Source organism: Bacillus cereus group sp. Sample62 (assembly GCF_036851315.1).
GTDB classification, from domain to species: domain Bacteria; phylum Bacillota; class Bacilli; order Bacillales; family Bacillaceae_G; genus Bacillus_A; species Bacillus_A wiedmannii.
Genome location: NZ_JAFLPK010000001.1, coordinates 3,422,173 through 3,439,884, shown reverse-complemented (window position 1 = coordinate 3,439,884; position 17,712 = coordinate 3,422,173). Strand labels below are relative to the sequence as shown.

The window sequence follows — 17,712 nt, the reverse complement described above, 5'->3', positions numbered from 1 at the left end:
TTTTAAAAATTTTCAATAATAACACTTTACAAAACTCGAAAAATTAGTAGAATAATAGTTAATAAGAATCTTCTGATAAATATATAAAGAGAAATAGAATTATCAGAAAATTCTTAAATGAGAGCGTTAAGAATTAGGGAGGGTACAGAAAGTGAAAAAGAAAAAAATGAAAAAACTAACAGCAGTTGTAGTACCAGTTTTAGCAATGAGTATGGCATTGACAGCATGTTCTACATCAGGTGGAGATAAGAAGACAAGCACAAATTCTAGCTCTGGCGGAGATAGTAAATCAGAAGAAAAATTAGCAGCGAAACAAGTACTAAATCGTACTGAAACAAATGAGATTCCAACAATGGATACTTCTAAAAATACTGATACATTAGGTTCTCAAATTTTAGGGAACACAATGGAAGGTTTATATCGATTAGATAAAGATAACAAACCAATCCCAGCTGCGGCAGAGTCAAGCACGAAGAGTGAGGATGGTAAAAAATATACATTTAAATTACGTAAAGATGCAAAATGGTCAAATGGTGATCCAGTAACAGCGAAAGATTTCGCATTTGCATGGCAACGTCTATTAGATCCAAAAACAGCTGCTGAGTATGCATTCATTGCATTCCCAATTAAAAATGCAGAAGCAGTTAATAAAGGTGAAAAACCTGTAACAGAATTAGGAGTAAAGGCAGTAGATGATAATACTCTTGAAGTTGAATTAGAACAAGCAGTACCATACTTCTTAAACTTAGTAGCATTCCCATCGTACTATCCGTTAAATGAGAAGTTCGTAAAAGAAAAAGGGGATAAATACGGTTTAGAGTCTGATACAACAGTATATAACGGACCGTTCGTTCTTACTGATTGGAAGCATGAGCAAGGCTGGAAACTAAAGAAAAATGATCAATATTGGGATAAAAAGACTGTAAAACTAGATGAAATTAACTATAGTGTAGTAAAAGAAGTAGCTACAAGAGTAAACTTATATGATACAAATGCAATTGATTTCGCGCTATTAACAGGTGAATTCGTTGATAAGTATAGAAGTAATAAAGAAGAATTTGGCACATACTCACAAGTAAGTACTTACTTCTTACGTATGAACCAAAAACGTGGCGGACAAGATACACCGTTAAAGAGCCAAAAATTACGTGAAGCAATCGCATTATCAATCGATAAAAAGAATTTATCAAACGTTATTTTAAATGATGGATCTAAACCTGCTGACTTCTTAGTACCGAAAGGATTAGCAACTGGACCAGACGGTAAAGACTTCCAAGAAACATTTAAAAATGGTATTAAACCAGATGCGAAAAAAGCAGCAGCTGCATGGGATGAAGCGAAAAAAGAGCTTGGAAAAGACCAAGTTACAATTGAGCTATTAAACTATGACACTGGTAATGCGAAAAAAGTTGGGGAATATGTAAAAGATCAAATTGAGAAAAACTTAAAAGGTGTAACTGTTAATATTAAACTTCAGCCATTCAAACAAAAGCTGAAATTAGAAACAGAGCAAGAATATGATTTATCATATGCTGGTTGGGGACCTGACTACGCTGACCCAATGACATTCTTAGATATGTTCCAGTCTAATCATTCTCATAACCAAATGAGCTTCGCTGATTCAAAATATGATGATATGATCAAAAAAGCTGGTGGAGAATTAATGGGTGACGCGAAGAAACGTTGGGAAGAGCTAGGAAAAGCTGAGAAATTACTTCTTGAGCAAGATGTAGCACTTGTACCTTTATACCAACGTGGTGATGCATACGTTCAAAAACCAAATGCAAAAGGCATCGTTCATCATAACATTAGCCCAGAGTATAGCTTCAAGTGGGCATACATGACTGAAAAAGATGGAAAATAATTTTAAACAGTAATACTATCTTTAAGTGGATATATACACGTTTCTTAGCTTGTTTTGTAGTGAGAATTTCATCGTCCACAATAGTAAGATAAAATGATAGAGCATTTCAAAAGTAGACTATTTACTTTTGGAATGCTCTTTTATTATGAGATTAAATGTAAATAAAGCAATAGATATAAGGAAGATGGTACTTATATAGTGGATAGGAAGAATTTGTATAGTAATAATTGTACAAAACACTTGTTACTATCACAAAAAAATAATTTTTAGAATATTTTAAAAATAACTTTACAAAACCTGAAAAATTAGTAGAATATTAATTAATAAGAATTTTCTGATAACCGTTTATTAGAAAATCTATCAAAATTAGTTTCGTACATATAATTGGGGAGGGTACAAAAATGAAGAAAAAGATGAAAAAGTTCACGGCGGTTGTAGCGCCAGTTTTAGCGATGAGTATGGCGTTAACAGCTTGTTCTGGATCTGGTGGGGAGAAGAAAACAACTACGACGTCTAGTGGTGGTGGGGAAGAGAAAAAATCAGAAATTAAATACGCAGCGAAACAAGTGTTAAATCGTACAGAGAATCAAGAAATTCCGACGATGGATGTTTCAAAATCTACTGATACATTAGGTTCTCAAATTTTAGGGAACACAATGGAAGGTTTATATCGATTAGATAAAGATAATAAGCCAATCCCAGCTGCTGCAGAATCTAGTACGAAAAGTGAGGATGGCAAAAAATATACATTTAAATTACGTAAAGATGCAAAATGGTCGAATGGTGACCCTGTAACAGCAAAAGATTTCGTATACGGATGGCAACGCTTACTAGATAAAAATACAGCTGCAGAATATGCATTTATTGCTTACTATATTAAAAACGCAGAAGCAATCAATAAAGGCGAAAAACCTCTAACAGATTTAGGAGCAAAAGCGGTAGATGATTATACGCTAGAAGTAGAATTAGAAAAGCCAGTACCATATTTCTTGAACTTAATGGCATTTCCATCATACTATCCTTTAAATGAAAAGTTCGTAAAAGAAAAAGGAGATAAGTTCGGTTTAGAAGCAGATACAACATTGTATAACGGACCGTTCGTTATGGCTTCATGGAAACATGAACAAGGATGGCAGCTAAAGAAAAATGATAAGTACTGGGATAATAAGACTGTAAAATTAGAAGAAATTAACTACAGTGTAGTAAAAGAAGTTGCTACGAAAGTAAACTTATATGATACAGGATCAATTGACTTTACATTATTATCTGGAGAATTCGTTGATAAATATAAATCGAACAAAGAGGAGTACGGTGAGTATTCAGAAGCAAGTACATTCTTCTTACGTTTAAATCAAAAGCGTAATGGACAAGATACACCGTTAAAGAGCAAAAAACTACGTGAAGCAATCGCATTATCAATTGATAAAAAAGGTTTAGCAACCGTAATTTTAAATAACGGTTCAAAAGCGACAGATCAATTAGTACCAAAAGGGCTGGCGACAGGACCAGACGGTAAAGATTATCAAGATACATTTAAAAATGGTTTGAAATATGATCCGAAAAAAGGTGCAGCAGCTTGGGAAGCAGCGAAAAAAGAACTTGGAAAAGATCAAGTGACAATTGAATTACTAAGCTATGATGATGGAACTGCGAAAAAAATCGCTGATTACTTTAAAGATCAAATTGAGAAAAACTTAAAAGGTGTAACGGTTAACACGAAAATTCAGCCGTTCAAACAAAAACTAAAATTAGAGTCTGCACAAGATTATGAAGTTTCGTTTGCAGGTTGGAGCCCAGATTATTCAGATCCAATGACATTTATTGATATGTTTGAATCAAAGAGCCCGTATAACCAAATGAGTTATTCGAATCCAAAATACGATGAAATGGTAGCAAAAGCAGGGAATGAATTATTATCTGATCCGAAGAAGCGTTGGGAAACGTTAGGAAAAGCAGAGAAATTATTCCTTGAAGAAGATGCAGGATTAGTTCCGTTATACCAAACAGGAAGAGCGTATGTAATGAAGCCGAATGTAAAAGGAATTGTGAAACATAACATCAGTCCAGAATATAGCTTTAAGTGGGCTTATGTAACGGAAGGGAAATAATAAAAAAGAGCGTGTTCAAAGTAGAAACATTACTTTGAACACGCTCTTTTTCTATTCAATTAAATAGAGAAGAATAAGAAAAGTAGTACTGACATATAGTAGATGGGGGAGAATTCGTATAGTAGTAATAGTAAAATACATAGTTACTATGAAAATAAAATAATGGAAACTTCAAAAATGAGGATAATTACCAAGATGTTAATTGATGAAAAAGTATTAATAACTAAGTTCATAGAAAATCTCTCAAAGTTAGTTTCGTACATATAATTGGGGAGGGTACAAGAATGAAGAAAAAAATGAAAAAACTAACGGCAGTTGTAGTGCCAGTTTTAGCAATGAGTATGGTTTTAACAGCATGCTCTTCTGGATCTGGTGGGGAGAAGAAACCGACTACAACGTCTAATAATGGTGGAGAAGAGAAGAAATCTGATATTAAATATGCGGCGAAGCAAGTGCTGAATCGTACAGAAACGAATGAAATTCCGACGATGGATACTTCAAAAAGTACAGATACACTAGGCGCACAAATTTTAGGGAATACGATGGAAGGTTTATATCGCCTTGATAAAGATAATAAGCCAATCCCAGCTGTAGCAGAATCTAGCACAAAAAGTGAGGATGGTAAAAAATATACGTTTAAACTACGTAAAGATGCAAAGTGGTCAAATGGTGATCCAGTAACGGCGAAAGATTTCGTATTTGCATGGCAACGTCTAGTAGATCCAAAAACAGCTGCTGAGTATGCATTTATTGCTTACTATATTAAAAATGCAGAAACAATTAATCAAGGAAAAGCAGAAGTTGCTACATTAGGTGTAAAAGCGGTAGATGATTATACGCTTGAAGTTGAACTAGAAAGACCAGTACCGTATTTCTTGAACTTAATGGCATTTGCGTCTTACTATCCATTAAATGAAAAGTTCGTAAAAGAAAAAGGGAATAAATACGGTTTAGAGTCCGATACAACAGTATATAACGGGCCTTTCGTTCTTACTGATTGGAAGCATGAGCAAGGCTGGAAATTAAAGAAAAATGATCAGTATTGGGACAAAAAGACTGTAAAACTAGATGAAATCAACTTTAGTGTAGTAAAAGAACCAGCTACTAGAGTTAATTTATATGATACAGGTGCGATTGATTTTGCACTTTTATCAGGTGAATTTGTTGATAAATATAGAAATAATAAAGAGGAGTTTGGCGCATATTCGGAAACAAGTACGTTTTACTTACGTCTAAACCAAAAACGTGGTGGGCAAGATACACCGTTAAAGAGCAAAAAACTACGTGAAGCAATTGCATTATCTATTGATAAGAAAGCTTTAACGAATGTCATTTTAAATGATGGTTCAAAACCAGTGGATTACTTAGTACCAAAAGGTTTAGCGAGTGGACCAGACGGTAAAGATTTTGCAGAAACGTTTAAGAATGGTTTAAAACAAGACTCCAAAAAGGCAGCGGCAGCTTGGGAAGAAGCGAAAAAAGAACTTGGAAAAGATCAAGTCACAATTGAACTGTTAAATTATGATACTGGTAATGCGAAAAAAGTTGGGGAGTATGTAAAAGATCAAGTTGAAAAGAATTTAAAAGGCGTGACAGTAAATATTAAACTGCAACCATTTAAGCAAAAACTAAAATTAGAATCAGACCAAGATTATGATTTTTCATATGGTGGCTGGAATCCAGATTATGCGGATCCGATGACGTATCTTGATATGTTTGAAACAAAAAATTCGCAGAACCAGATGAGCTACTCAAATTCAAAATATGATGACATTATTACTAAAAGTAAGACAGAATGGATGGCGGATGCAAAAAAACGTTGGACTGAGTTAGGAAAGGCTGAGAAAATATTACTTGAAGATGATGTAGCGCTTGTACCTTTATATCAAAATGGTAGATCATATGTAATGAAGCCAACTGTAAAGGGAATTGTGAAACATAATATTAGTCCGGAATATAGTTTCAAATGGGCATATGTAGAAGAGAAATAATAAAGTGAAACCTTAATCAGGCTGCCTGGTTAATAGTGGGATAAGAAAAAAAAGCATTTTCAAGTTGCGGTATTAGAGCACTTGAAAATGCTTTTTCTATGCACTTTTATTTCTTCCTCGAATATATAAAATAAAAAAGGGAGAATCCCATGGAACGAAATGCTTACATCGATTTCCTAGCTTATTACGGAATAGGGAGTGCTCATCCTGGTGGTTTTACGTTAACGAAACAATTGTTAGCACAACTACCTTTTCAATATGGAGCAAATGTCCTTGAGATAGGATGCGGTACGGGGAAAACAGCGGCGTATATGACAAAAGAGTGTGGTTATAAAGTAACGGCGGTTGAAAAGAATGAGATTATGATTCAAAAGGCGAAAGATAGATGGGCGTTTGAAGGACTAGACATTCAATTAATTGAGGGGAATGTAGAGCAATTACCTTGTTTGCATGAATCATTTGAGTTCGTACTCGGAGAATCGATACTCGCTTTTACAGAGAAAGAAAGGGTTATATCGGAGTGCTATCGTGTATTACAGAAGGATGGAAAGCTAGTTGTCATTGAAATGATTATTAATGCCCACCTTGGGAAGAGTGAAGAAGAAAAAATCGCCCGACTATACGGGATGAAAGAACTATTAACTGAGAGTGAGTGGGTACAATTATTTCAGAAAGCAAACTTTAAGCGGATTACCATTGCTGGTGGTGGTACAATTGCAGAAACAATCTCAGGCTATATAGAAGAGCCAGAATGGAATGTATCCTCGCATATTCCAAATGAATTATATGAGGCATGGGTACAGCATGAAAATGTACGACTTATGTACCAACATATTTTAGGGCATCGTATTTTTATATGTGAAAAATAAAGAAAGAGAGTTGACTAAAGGTAGTCAACTCTTTACTATGTTAAATGAAAAATAATGCAGCTAATGTAATTCCGAAGATGAAACCAAATCCGAGTTCAACACCCCAGCCACAACCGCCGCCTCCCCAGCCGCCACAACTACCGCAACCACGACCGCCACATCCACAGCCGCTGAATCCACCACCACAACCAAATCCGCAACTATCACATCTGTTAAGGCCCCCGCAAAGATCACAGCCACCGTTTGCATATGCGTCATAGTATCCAAATCCTGTATCAAAAGATGAGCGCTGTTGCACCGGTTCAATCCATACAGAGCTGTTTGTCACATCAATTATTTTACCTAAATGAATGCGACCATCACGATCTTCAATTCGAACGACTTTACCGAAATAACGTTGGCACGTATTGTAACATTTTTGTCTATGCATGTTCTTTCCTCCTTCCCCATTACAGTAATACGATATGTAATGGGGACAAGTGCGGCTTGTACGAATGTCCTATCTATCATAATTGTTATAGAAAGGGGAAATATAGGAGAAGGATATATAAGGAGGAAAAGGCAATGAAATCTACAGATCAGTTTCAGATATACGAAGTACCGTGGGAAGAGTTTATTGAAGCTTTGCGAGAGGAAATGAAGAAGCAAGTTGGGGCAGACATTATTGATACAGTAGTTTGCAATTTAGAAGATGGTTTTGAAGTGTATACATATGTGCAGGGGGATTTGGATTTTGAATATAAGGAAGCGCTGGAAAGGAAATATGGGAGCGATGCAAAAACTCCTAATGTGTTAACGATTATGTTATTAGCTAGTATTTATAGTACAAGTGAAGAGAATTTACGCTTACATGCGGATAATAAAGATAATCCGATTGTTGAAGTGTATGTGAAGCAATAAATCAAACTTTTTAATATGTGTTTTCAATATGAAAAGTAGGAAAAGTCTGTTTTAAGTGTAGAGCTTAAACAGGCTTTTTTACTTATTTTATCGGATAGAAAACGTTAGAAGGGATCATATTCAGTTTATATAACTGTTTACATAATAAAGTTATGATGCGTTAGTTGTCCTAAAATACAAGTCATATATCTTGTATCCTCTCATAAATTTAAACATAGGAATTTGTCTACAAAGGTGGCGAAGCCTCAGCATGAAAATTCGAATTTGTGCCACATTTATGTTGTTTCTATTTATATGGTTACATCCTTTTTGGACTTTTGCAAAAGGAGAGGAGGCAAAGGAAAGGGTCGTTTCACTTGTATATGATGATTCGGGCAGCATGAGAAATAACGATCGCTGGAAATATGCCAATTATGCTTTGCAAAGTTTAGTTGCGCTATTAGATGAAAAAGATAAATTCTCTTATGTTCCAATGAGCAAGCCGAATGATTCATTAAACATTTCGTTAACGAAGGATAAGAGACAAACAGAAATTGAGGGAATTGGAGCATGGAAAACGTATTTAAATACTCCGTTTAGCGCAGTAGAAACGGCGATGCAATCTATAAAAAAGGAAGCAGATATAGATGGGAAACGTGAATTTTGGCTTATTGTCTTAACTGACGGGGCATTTAATGATTTAGAGAAAGATAAAGTTGACGGAAAAGAACAAATTACACAGAAGTTAGCACAATTTAAGAAGGATATGGATGCAAAAAAGATATCGTTACATCCAATTTTAATTACGATGGAAGAGGATTTAGGACAGCAAGAAAAGGCACAACTAAATACGTTTAAAGAAATATGGAAGAAAGAGATAAACGGAGTTACGATGCCATCTAGTGGAGAGGATGGTATTGTAAAAAGCGTCAATCAAGTAGCAGCGTTAGTTGCCAACCGTGATCCGTTCTCCTCTGTTGAATCGATTGTAAAAACGAAAGTAGTAGGGAAGAAAGTAGAGATTACAACGCCATTTCCGTTAAAGCGTATGACGCTTGTACGACAATCGCCTTCTTTGTCTAATTATCAGGTCACACAAATTTCTAAACCATTACAATTACAATCTTCTTATTCCATACATGCACCAGGAGAAGCGAAATTATTTGGAAATATAGTCCATATAAGTACGGAAAATCAGGAAGTTATTAAACCAGGAACTTATACGATAGAAGTGGATCGAGATATTGAGAAAGAAGGATTACAAGTACTAGTTGAACCGGCGCTTAACTATACTGTTTCTACTTATGACAAAAACGATAGTAGTCAAAAAAATGTGGAGAAAATGTACGAAGGTGTTACTGCTGTTATTGAAGCGAAGCCTACGGAATTACCAATCCAGTCTTCATATTTTCAGTCAGAAGTAGAAATAGACGGAAAACAGTACCCGATGAAGTGGGACGATAAAAAACATGTATTTTATTATGAAACGAAGATCGATAAAGGGTTAGTTCGCGGGAAAGTTCATATGAACATAAAGGGGTTTTACAGACAGACGAAGGAATTTAAAATCGAAGTAACTGAAAAACCAAAATTATCATTGCAAACTATTACGAAAGATTATGAGGAAAAAGTAACGAATTTAGAGAATAGTAAACCGTTTATTATACAACCACAGTTAGATGGTAAGCCGATGACAGAAGAAGCTGTAAAGAAACTATTAAAATCTACTGGTGTCACATCTAAACAATCAATCAACTATGAAATAAAACAACAGGATAATCAAATTTATATTTATCCTCGCCCTCATTACTCCGACACATTCAATTTTACAGATACCGGCACCGTAGAAGCTACCATCACAATACAAGATTCAAAATTACAAGAAGTAAAGAAAAATATATCACTTCATATTCAAAATGCACCGTTTTATGAAAAATATGCGCTTATTTTTAAGTTTGTTATTCCTATCACTTTATTATTGTTAATAGTAGGAATAATCGTTTTAGGATGGATTGTTCGTCCAAGATTTCACCGAAAAGCACTATTGTATTACGAATGGGATCAAGAAGTAGCGAAAGATTGGTTATATCAATCTGAGCCAGAATTACTTAAAAATAAATGGTGGAAGCACTATTTTGGTATTCCATTCCGAGCAGAAAGAAAGACTGTGCAATCCGTTACGTTTATAGCAAAGAAAGGATCGAAATCAATATTTGTAGCGAAAGAGTCACAAGTAGTAGGAATGATTATTGATGGGATGTTTATAACAGAAGATGAGGTTGGAATGGAACATAAGACGCTATATCCAAATGAACTTTTAGTAATTGATAGAGGGTATGGTAAAGAAATTTACAAATATGAATGTGAATAGTAGATAGGGAAAAGGAGGGAGTCTTATCTTTCTCCCCTCTTTTTAAACAAGCAAGAATAGGAAGGTGGTTCACATGACGTTACAAGTTCCAACGATATTAATTGGTTTAGGTGGAATCGGTAGTACTGTGACACATCAAATATATGAAAGGCTACCTGAGGAGCGCCGAAAAAAGGTAGCAATGCACGTATTTGATACAGATGTGAATACATTGAGTAAATTTGATCATATTCGAAAGTTTAAGACGCAAACGAGTTCTAGTAAAACACCAAGAGAGTATATTGCGGGAGATCCAACGATTCCAGAGTGGTTTCCGATGGACCCGACTATACTTGATAAACCACTGACAGAAGGGGCAGGACAGTTACGCGTCATTTCCCGTTTAGCGTTACTTGCTGCGATGAAAGAAGATAAATTGACATCCTTTTGGCAAGAAATCGAGAAGATTTTTCCGGTTACAAGCGATCAAACAGAATATGGAGTGCGTGTCATTATCGTAACATCACTAGCGGGTGGAACAGGTTCAGGGATGTTTCTACAAATTGCATTATATTTACGTGAAATGCTTCGTAAAAAACTGCAGCATCACAACATTTTAATACGTGGTGCGTTTTTAATGCCTGACGTTTTAGTTAAGACGAGAACGGTTAGTGCGAAAGAGTTTGAAACAGTGCAAGCAAACGGCTATGCCTCGTTAAAAGAATTACATGCCATTACACTCGGTTCCACTGGAGAATTATCAAAACGCGGCGGTGTGACGATTGAATTAGAATATCGACCTGATCAAGTAGATGAAGACGGAAGAACGAATCATACAATTAAACAACATCATTTACCGTACAATTATTGTTTCCTATACGATTACGAAAATCTACATGGACACCATCTGCACAATTTATCAGATTATATGGAGCAAATGGCAAATACGATTTATTTACAGTTATTCAGTCCGATGTCTGCAAATCATTTTGCACAGGAAGATAATCAAATTCAGCAATTAGCAGAATCAAGCGGGAAAGGACGATATTGCGGGGCAGGAACGGCAAAGATTATTTATCCGTATGAGCACGTGTTAAAATATTGTGCTTTAAAATGGGCTGTGCAAGGTTTGGATGAATCGTGGCTTCATTTAGATCAATTGTTTCAAGAGAAGAAGCAAAGATATGATCAAGATGTAAAACGTGGGATGCAGCGTGAAAAGCCAGAGCGTGGGAAAAGTTATTTAGAAGACTTAGAACATCTTGCTACTCGTCCAGAACAGGCCCATATTTTCTATAGACAAATGTACAATGAAACGCGTGAAGGAGCAGAGGGCGGTAAAGTGGGTGTGGCGAAATCTAAACTGTTTTTAGAGGCTGTAGAAAGCTATGTACAGCGAACGGTACAAAAAGATGAGGAATTAAACCGTCTGCAACACGAGTGTAAAATTTCGGCTGCAAAATTGAAAATGATGGAGCAAATGAAAGGTGAAGTAGCAAGGGTGGATCATGCGGTTCGTTTATATGCGTATGCGATTCCGAGCCGCGTACATGAGCATGTAACGACACTATTGTATGACATGATTGAATCAGACCGTTTTTCACCAAGTGGTTCTGAAGGGCAGTCCTATCAATTAAATACATGGTTTTTAAAGAAAACAGATCCTGTTCATCCAGTATCAGCTCGTTTTATGTTGTATGAAATTCGAAAGCAGTTAGTCGAGAAAATGAATCGACTACATGAAAATAATGAACAAAAGCGTAATTTAATTCAAAACTACGATAAGAAATTTAATGTAAGTAATATTGATGGAACAGTAACAGCTGTTCGCCGAGTAGAAATCGCGCAGCAACAAGGCTGGTTTGGAAAAATGATGAATAATCAGCAGCGTTTGTTTAAAAAAGAATTTGAAGATATTGTAACGCAGTACGTACACAAATTAAACGAGTATCGTAAAGAAATGCTATTAGAACTCGTTTATCAATCGCTTTATCAAGCAGTTAATAAAATGATTCAATATTGGGAAAGGTTTTTTGATAATTTACATGAAACGCGTGAAAATTTATTGTTTGAAATTCAAAAACGAAGCAAGGAATTTGAAGGGAAAACAAACCCAACGAATGTATACGTATTAGCTGAAGAAAAGTTGCAAGAAAAGATATGGCAAGATATGCAACAACATTTGAATTTAGGTGTATTACCGAAAGATATATCTGCGGAAATTTATATGAGTTTATACGGAGAATATTGCCGGGATGCGAAAACAGAAGAGATTCAATCGAAAAAGGTAGAAGACTTTTATCGTGAGCACATACTAAGTTATTGCTACGATGAATTACAAATACGCTATCGTGATAAATTAGAGCTAAATATCGTTGAGGCGTTACGAAAAGAGGCAGATTATAAGAAGCGTGATCGTGATGAATATGTCCGTGAAAAAATTGAAGACTTGTTCCATTTAGCAAGTCCATTCGTTCCGAAAGTTTCCCACCATAGGGAATTACAATATTGGGGTATACATCCATCCTTAAAGAAAGAACTGCAAGAAGAATTAATTCAAGAAATGTTTAAAGAAAAAGATACAGTACATGAAGCTTTTTCGCCATTTGAAGTTATTTGTTATCGTGCGCATTACGGTTTATCATTGCAAGACTTTCCTAAGCTTTCCTCAGGGCATATTGCAAATGGATTTATGAATGATAAAGGTGATTATTTTCAGTCTTACTATCGCCGTGTGAACAAGTTGAATAGTAAAAAGTCTAGTTTAACGCCACATTTAGATAAATACTGGCACTTGCCAGCCTTCATGCCAGACTTAAATGCAACGCAAACGAAGTTAGATTACGATAAATGTAATCGCGCTCTTCTATATGCGTATATGTATCGCTGGATTAGTTTAGTAGCTGTTGATGGCCAGTTCGTCTATCAATATAACGGCGTTGGACGTAGCTTCTTAATTCAGTCGATGGGGAAAAATATTTCAAGCGAAAGTTACAAATTGCACAGGGCATTGCTTCATAATCCATTTATTTATGAAAACATCTTGTCCAGATTTGAAGAAGAACAAGAAAAGGCGATGATACAAGGCGGACATTTATATACACATCCGTTCGTATTAGGCGCTCAAGATATTAGATGGCTGCGTAAAGAGCATGTCCATAATATTTTAGATATGATTTTAATGTATGACCGTGAGGCGAAATATGATCCAACGTTAGAAGAAACTTCTGATGAATTATTAAGATTGTTCCTTGATGAAATTGAGTTATATTTCCAAAACTACTACGGTACAGGTGCCGATATGGTGGCAAAGAAAGAGAAAGAAATGTTTATTAAACAATTGTGGGATCGTTCGTACGCGAAAGGTTATGTAGATCCAAATAGTGCTCCTTATAAAAAGTGGCAAAATTTATTAAGCGTTCATGATGAAGAAGAAACGCCAAAAACGAATGTATAATGAATGAAAAGGGAATCCTTAAAAGTGGCAATACAACTTTAGAAAAGAGGGATTCCGATGCCGTTTTTAGGAAGTGTATATCAAATATTTGGATTGTATCCAGAAATTTATTATGGAATGATTTCAGCCGAACTTGCGGAGCAACAAAGATTGGAACAAGCGGAAAACGAAGAACCAGAAACAGAAGTATAACTGTATAAGAAGCTTCAAAATAAAAATGATAACACGCTACTTACTCTTTACACGTATAAGAGCAAGTAGCGTGTTTTTACTATTTAATAATCCCGTTTTCTAAAATTTTAATAGTAGGAGTTACTTTCACATTAGCTTTTGAAAAGGCACTTGGCCAATCATCTTCGACAGTTTTCCATTCTTTATATTGAAATGCTCTCGCATAATCACCAAACCCGAATGGATCAAGTTGCTGTTTTTGAATTTTGTGGATTAAATCGTTTAAATCTTTGTTTAGTTGTTTTGTAATAAGTGCAGTTAATTTTTTTCTACCTTTGTCTATATCCATGTTGAATGTAAGTTCAGATACGGAAACTTTAAAATTCATTGCAATATTAAATTTGAAGTGGTTATCGTTATAGCCTGTGTGAATGTCACGATTCATGCTAAGAACATTTATTGTTACGAAATCGTCGCCGTCTGTATCTTTTAGATGACTATTACTTTCAACTGAATGAGAAGGGATTTTCAGTGTAAGTGAAACGGGTATATTCGCTTTCTTTTGTAATAGAAGAAGAAGGGCACTTTCATATCGATTTAAAGACATTTTATAGATTCCGCGAGAAGTTAATAATGCAGAGCCGGTAACGAGAATATCTTTTTTACCTTTTTTTATTTCTGAGATAGCAGGTGTTATACCTTTATTAAAAGTTTGCCTATGGAATTCATGGAATGTCGTAAACGCGGTTCGATTGTATAGTTTGTTCGTATTAATTAAATCTGTTAAATATTCAGGAAGTGCAGGCTTATCTTTAAAATTATTATATATAACTGAAGAGATTGGACCGTCTACTGCAACCATGCGCATATTTCCAGTATTTTTAGGGTCGCGATACCAAACATCAAGGTAAGGCATAGCTCCTTCTTGTTTTAAAAATTTCGTGCTAAATAAAATGAGTTGTAACTTTTCTGTAGATACTAAACCGCTACTTGAACTATTAAATGTTGCTTTTGCTTCTCGAGGGGTATGTACTGTCGCTTCATGAGTTTCGTATTTTTTCTCCACATCTTCATTAAAAATAGGGTTTACGTGGTACACAATTAATTTTCCTTTTGCTTTTGCGTCAAACCCGTAAATTAAGGAAATGGATTGTTTTTCTAGGTCGAGCCGATCTCCTCCACATCCTGTTAAAAAGGTTATGAGAAAGCAAAATATAGTGAAAATAAAGCGTCTCATTTAAATTTTTCTCCTTTTCCAATGCTGATAAAGTGTCATGTATAAGAGAAATACGACTGGGAATAGAAAAACGATAAAATAACTTGCAGTTCCCCAAAATTCCCGCAAGGCACCTATTTGATACGAGGATGGGATATAAAAAAATAAAACGAAAACACACCCGAATAATAAAAACCAAACAGGTAATGAACTCCCTTTTTTGTTAAGTAACTGATTGATCCCATCTGAAGCAGTGAAAATATAAGGAATGCAAGAATCAAAAATAATGAAGAGATAAAATGACAAAAAGATAATTTCAAACCGTTCCAGAAACGAAAAGTGAAATGGTGTAACAAGAGAAAGAGTGGGCCATAAAAACTTAGTTATACCATCTGGGCTAAAATACACGAAAGAAACGAACGTAACTTGCAGGTAAACGAATAAAGTAATCATATTTGCAATAACGATTCCTTTTTTTGCAGATGATTTATTACTGAGATAAGGATAAAGGACAAATGCAAACTCAAATCCGAGAAAGGCAATAATAGTTGATTTTACTGTGTTGAAAACTGGTAGCCATCCCTCTTTAAGGAGAGGAAGAAGATAAACCCAATGCCCGTCTTTAAGTGGGATAAATAATAGCAATGGCATCCAGAGTGTAAATAAGACAGTAAAAACAGCATAGCGGCTAATAATAAGAACACCTTTACATGCGAGCATAACCATTGGGATAGATAATAATATCATGACTAAAAACATTGGAGATCTAGGTAAAATCCAAATGTGAATAACGTATAAGAGGGAAAAAATCAAGGAAACAGCTGCAAGAACAGCATATAAAATCCAAAAAATCATTGCTACTCTTCCTAGCCACTTCCCAAGATAACGAGTTAGCACATCAAGTAAAGTATACCCGGGATGTTTTTCCATAATTTTTACAATACATAGACTGACTAAAGTAGTGATAGCGCATCCTATTATAATAGACATCCAGCCATCTGTATTCGCCCCTTGCGCAACTTCACGTGGCAGTGTAAGTACACCGAACCCTACTTGAACACCACTAATCGTTAAAATGTATTGAAATAAACTAATCTCCCTCTTTGCACGCTTTGTCACTTATCTTCCTCCGTTTCTTCTATATCGCGTTGTCGATTCTCTTGTTTTAAGTTAAGGGATAGTGGTCGTTTCTTCATTATTTTCCATGGTAAACGTAAAAGAATGTCTTTTAAATCCGAAGCAAATGACGGAGAAAAAGGACTACCATAAGGAACACCTAGTGATTCCATAGAAAGAATATGGATGATGATAACTGCCATCCCGACCATAATTCCAATGACCCCAAACAAAGAAGCGGTTATCATCATTGGAAAGCGAAGAAGCCGAATTCCTGCTGACATTTCCATGTTAGGGATGATAAAAGAAGCGACTGCAGTAATAGATACGACGATAACCATAACATTACTTACTATTCCTGCTTGGACAGCAGCTTGTCCAATGACAATCCCTCCTACGACGCCAATCGTTTGTCCAACAGGACCAGGAAGCCGAACCGCAGCTTCGCGGAGCATTTCAAGTACTAGTTCCATCAAAAGTGCTTCTAATATAGGGGGGAAAGGAATTTTAGCTCGAGATTCTCCAATTGTTAACAATAATTTAAGTGGAATCACTTCATAATGAAAGGAAATCATAGCAATATAAAGAGCTGGAGCAAATATTGCAATAAATAGTCCGGTAAAACGAAGTAGTCGTATGAAAGATGGAATCATTGGTCGGAAGCTGTAATCATCTATCGTCTGAAAAAAAGATGAAAAGGTCATAGGTCCAATTAATACGCCGGGTGAGCGGTCTACAACAACAGCAATTCGTCCATCCAAAATGTGATGGGCCGTTGTATCAGGGCGTTCGGTTATTGATAATTGCGGAAAGAGAGTATATGAATTATCTTCAACAAACCCTTCTAATTCTCCGGTAGTAATAATGGCATCCACTTTGATTGATTCGATACGGCATGCCATTTCTTGTATAACGTCTTCGTTTGCAACGTCTGCTAAGTACAGCAAAAAAACCTTTGAAGTAGCTCGTTCACCAACAGTGAATTCCTTCACTTTCAATTCGCGATTTGGAATATATCGACGAATAAGTGCAAGACTGTCGCTCGCTACTTCATTAAATCCTTCGTGTGAGCTTTTTATAGCAGTTTCTGTTGTAGGTTCTTCAATACTTCTTTTTGGCGCCGATTGCGTATCTAGTTCTAATGCTGTAAGTTGTCCATTTATAAATAAAATGCTTTTACCATGTAAAAGGGACTGCTCAATATCGGACCACTGCTGAACTTTCTGTATATTCCCGACTGTAACTGAGGATTCCCAACAATCATCTTCATTCCACTCTTTAAATAGCAGAGGGCGAAGAATATCAATGTTGATAACAGTTTTGTCTACAAGTCCTTCCATATATATAATTGCAGCCTCTTTTCCGTTTTTTAACGGAAAAGTACGTGTAATTAATTCTGGAATACCGCTAAAAAGTTTGGACAAGTGCTTTAGATTAATGGAAAGAGAGGAAGAGATAGATTTATTTAAAAGGTGATCAGCTTGTTCTTGTGCAGAGAAAGATTTTTCACCACGTATCCATTTATTAAAAGACCCCATTTGTTCGTTTACTCCTTGTTATGTTTTATATGGGTTATTATGGATAGTTCCGTGCTGACATATGCGTAGTTTAAATTTTATATTGTATATTTTTATCTTTAACGCTATAATTATAGTGTTAAAGATGGAATCGTGATATGATCTGTTATGAAT

At 35.5% G+C, this 17,712-nt stretch carries 12 protein-coding genes; 8 read left to right on the top strand and 4 right to left on the bottom strand.

Annotation, left to right across the window (positions count from 1 at the left end):
• Window positions 1-151: 151 nt before the first annotated feature.
• The 4 genes from J0835_RS17410 to J0835_RS17395 all read left to right on the top strand — a co-directional run bounded on the left by J0835_RS17410 (window position 152) and on the right by J0835_RS17395 (window position 6,832).
• Complete coding sequence (locus J0835_RS17410; protein ID WP_140386851.1) at window positions 152-1,864, top strand: peptide ABC transporter substrate-binding protein; 1,713 nt, start codon at window positions 152-154, stop codon at window positions 1,862-1,864.
• A 401-nt stretch (window positions 1,865-2,265) separates the two neighbouring features.
• Window positions 2,266-3,972, top strand: coding sequence for a peptide ABC transporter substrate-binding protein (locus J0835_RS17405; protein WP_087981481.1), 1,707 nt, complete (start codon window positions 2,266-2,268; stop codon window positions 3,970-3,972).
• A gap of 284 nt (window positions 3,973-4,256) precedes the next feature.
• Window positions 4,257-5,963: a peptide ABC transporter substrate-binding protein gene (locus tag J0835_RS17400; protein ID WP_087981480.1), complete on the top strand. Its 1,707-nt coding sequence runs from the start codon at window positions 4,257-4,259 to the stop codon at window positions 5,961-5,963.
• 149 nt (window positions 5,964-6,112) lie between these two features.
• A complete protein-coding gene (locus tag J0835_RS17395) occupies window positions 6,113-6,832 on the top strand; it encodes a class I SAM-dependent methyltransferase (RefSeq protein ID WP_087981479.1) in 720 nt (239 codons plus the stop codon).
• Window positions 6,833-6,872: 40 nt separating this feature from the next.
• Here the strand turns inward: J0835_RS17395 and J0835_RS17390 are convergent, their stop codons facing one another.
• Window positions 6,873-7,262 (bottom strand): hypothetical protein, encoded by a 390-nt coding sequence (locus J0835_RS17390; RefSeq protein ID WP_087981478.1) that lies wholly within the window; start codon window positions 7,260-7,262, stop codon window positions 6,873-6,875.
• 134 nt (window positions 7,263-7,396) lie between these two features.
• Here J0835_RS17390 and J0835_RS17385 point away from each other — a divergent pair, with 134 nt between their 5' ends.
• The 4 genes from J0835_RS17385 (at window position 7,397) to J0835_RS17370 (ending at window position 13,710) form a co-directional block, all read left to right on the top strand.
• A complete protein-coding gene (locus J0835_RS17385) occupies window positions 7,397-7,732 on the top strand; it encodes a hypothetical protein (protein WP_064476959.1) in 336 nt (111 codons plus the stop codon).
• 250 nt (window positions 7,733-7,982) lie between these two features.
• A complete protein-coding gene (locus tag J0835_RS17380) occupies window positions 7,983-10,082 on the top strand; it encodes a vWA domain-containing protein (RefSeq protein WP_087981477.1) in 2,100 nt (699 codons plus the stop codon).
• Between the two features lie 73 nt (window positions 10,083-10,155).
• Entirely contained in the window at window positions 10,156-13,518 is a 3,363-nt protein-coding gene (locus J0835_RS17375; RefSeq protein ID WP_000175132.1) for a tubulin-like doman-containing protein, read from the top strand.
• Between the two features lie 57 nt (window positions 13,519-13,575).
• On the top strand, window positions 13,576-13,710 hold the full coding sequence (locus J0835_RS17370) for a hypothetical protein (RefSeq protein ID WP_001116179.1): 135 nt from the start codon (window positions 13,576-13,578) through the stop codon (window positions 13,708-13,710).
• Window positions 13,711-13,789: 79 nt separating this feature from the next.
• On the opposite strand, the gene J0835_RS17365 is transcribed toward J0835_RS17370, so the two are convergent.
• From J0835_RS17365 to J0835_RS17355, 3 genes are read right to left on the bottom strand one after another with little or no spacing between them, the layout of a single operon-like run.
• Window positions 13,790-14,926 carry a Ger(x)C family spore germination protein gene (locus J0835_RS17365; RefSeq protein WP_087981476.1) on the bottom strand — a complete coding sequence of 379 codons (1,137 nt, stop codon included), beginning with the start codon at window positions 14,924-14,926 and terminating at the stop codon, window positions 13,790-13,792.
• Entirely contained in the window at window positions 14,927-16,024 is a 1,098-nt protein-coding gene (locus J0835_RS17360; RefSeq protein WP_087981475.1) for an endospore germination permease, read from the bottom strand. It lies immediately after the preceding gene.
• Window positions 16,021-17,559: a spore germination protein gene (locus J0835_RS17355; protein WP_087981474.1), complete on the bottom strand. Its 1,539-nt coding sequence runs from the start codon at window positions 17,557-17,559 to the stop codon at window positions 16,021-16,023. The genes J0835_RS17360 and J0835_RS17355 overlap by 4 nt, the downstream gene beginning before the upstream one ends.
• Window positions 17,560-17,712 lie beyond the last annotated feature (153 nt).

Coding starts and splice junctions, on each gene's coding strand:
- J0835_RS17375 (WP_000175132.1), top strand. CDS start 10,156: ATGACGTTACAAGTTCCAACGATATTAATTGGTTTAGGTGGAATCGGT.
- J0835_RS17400 (WP_087981480.1), top strand. CDS start 4,257: ATGAAGAAAAAAATGAAAAAACTAACGGCAGTTGTAGTGCCAGTTTTA.
- J0835_RS17390 (WP_087981478.1), bottom strand. CDS start 7,262: ATGCATAGACAAAAATGTTACAATACGTGCCAACGTTATTTCGGTAAA.
- J0835_RS17355 (WP_087981474.1), bottom strand. CDS start 17,559: ATGGGGTCTTTTAATAAATGGATACGTGGTGAAAAATCTTTCTCTGCA.
- J0835_RS17365 (WP_087981476.1), bottom strand. CDS start 14,926: ATGAGACGCTTTATTTTCACTATATTTTGCTTTCTCATAACCTTTTTA.
- J0835_RS17395 (WP_087981479.1), top strand. CDS start 6,113: ATGGAACGAAATGCTTACATCGATTTCCTAGCTTATTACGGAATAGGG.
- J0835_RS17380 (WP_087981477.1), top strand. CDS start 7,983: ATGAAAATTCGAATTTGTGCCACATTTATGTTGTTTCTATTTATATGG.
- J0835_RS17405 (WP_087981481.1), top strand. CDS start 2,266: ATGAAGAAAAAGATGAAAAAGTTCACGGCGGTTGTAGCGCCAGTTTTA.
- J0835_RS17370 (WP_001116179.1), top strand. CDS start 13,576: ATGCCGTTTTTAGGAAGTGTATATCAAATATTTGGATTGTATCCAGAA.
- J0835_RS17385 (WP_064476959.1), top strand. CDS start 7,397: ATGAAATCTACAGATCAGTTTCAGATATACGAAGTACCGTGGGAAGAG.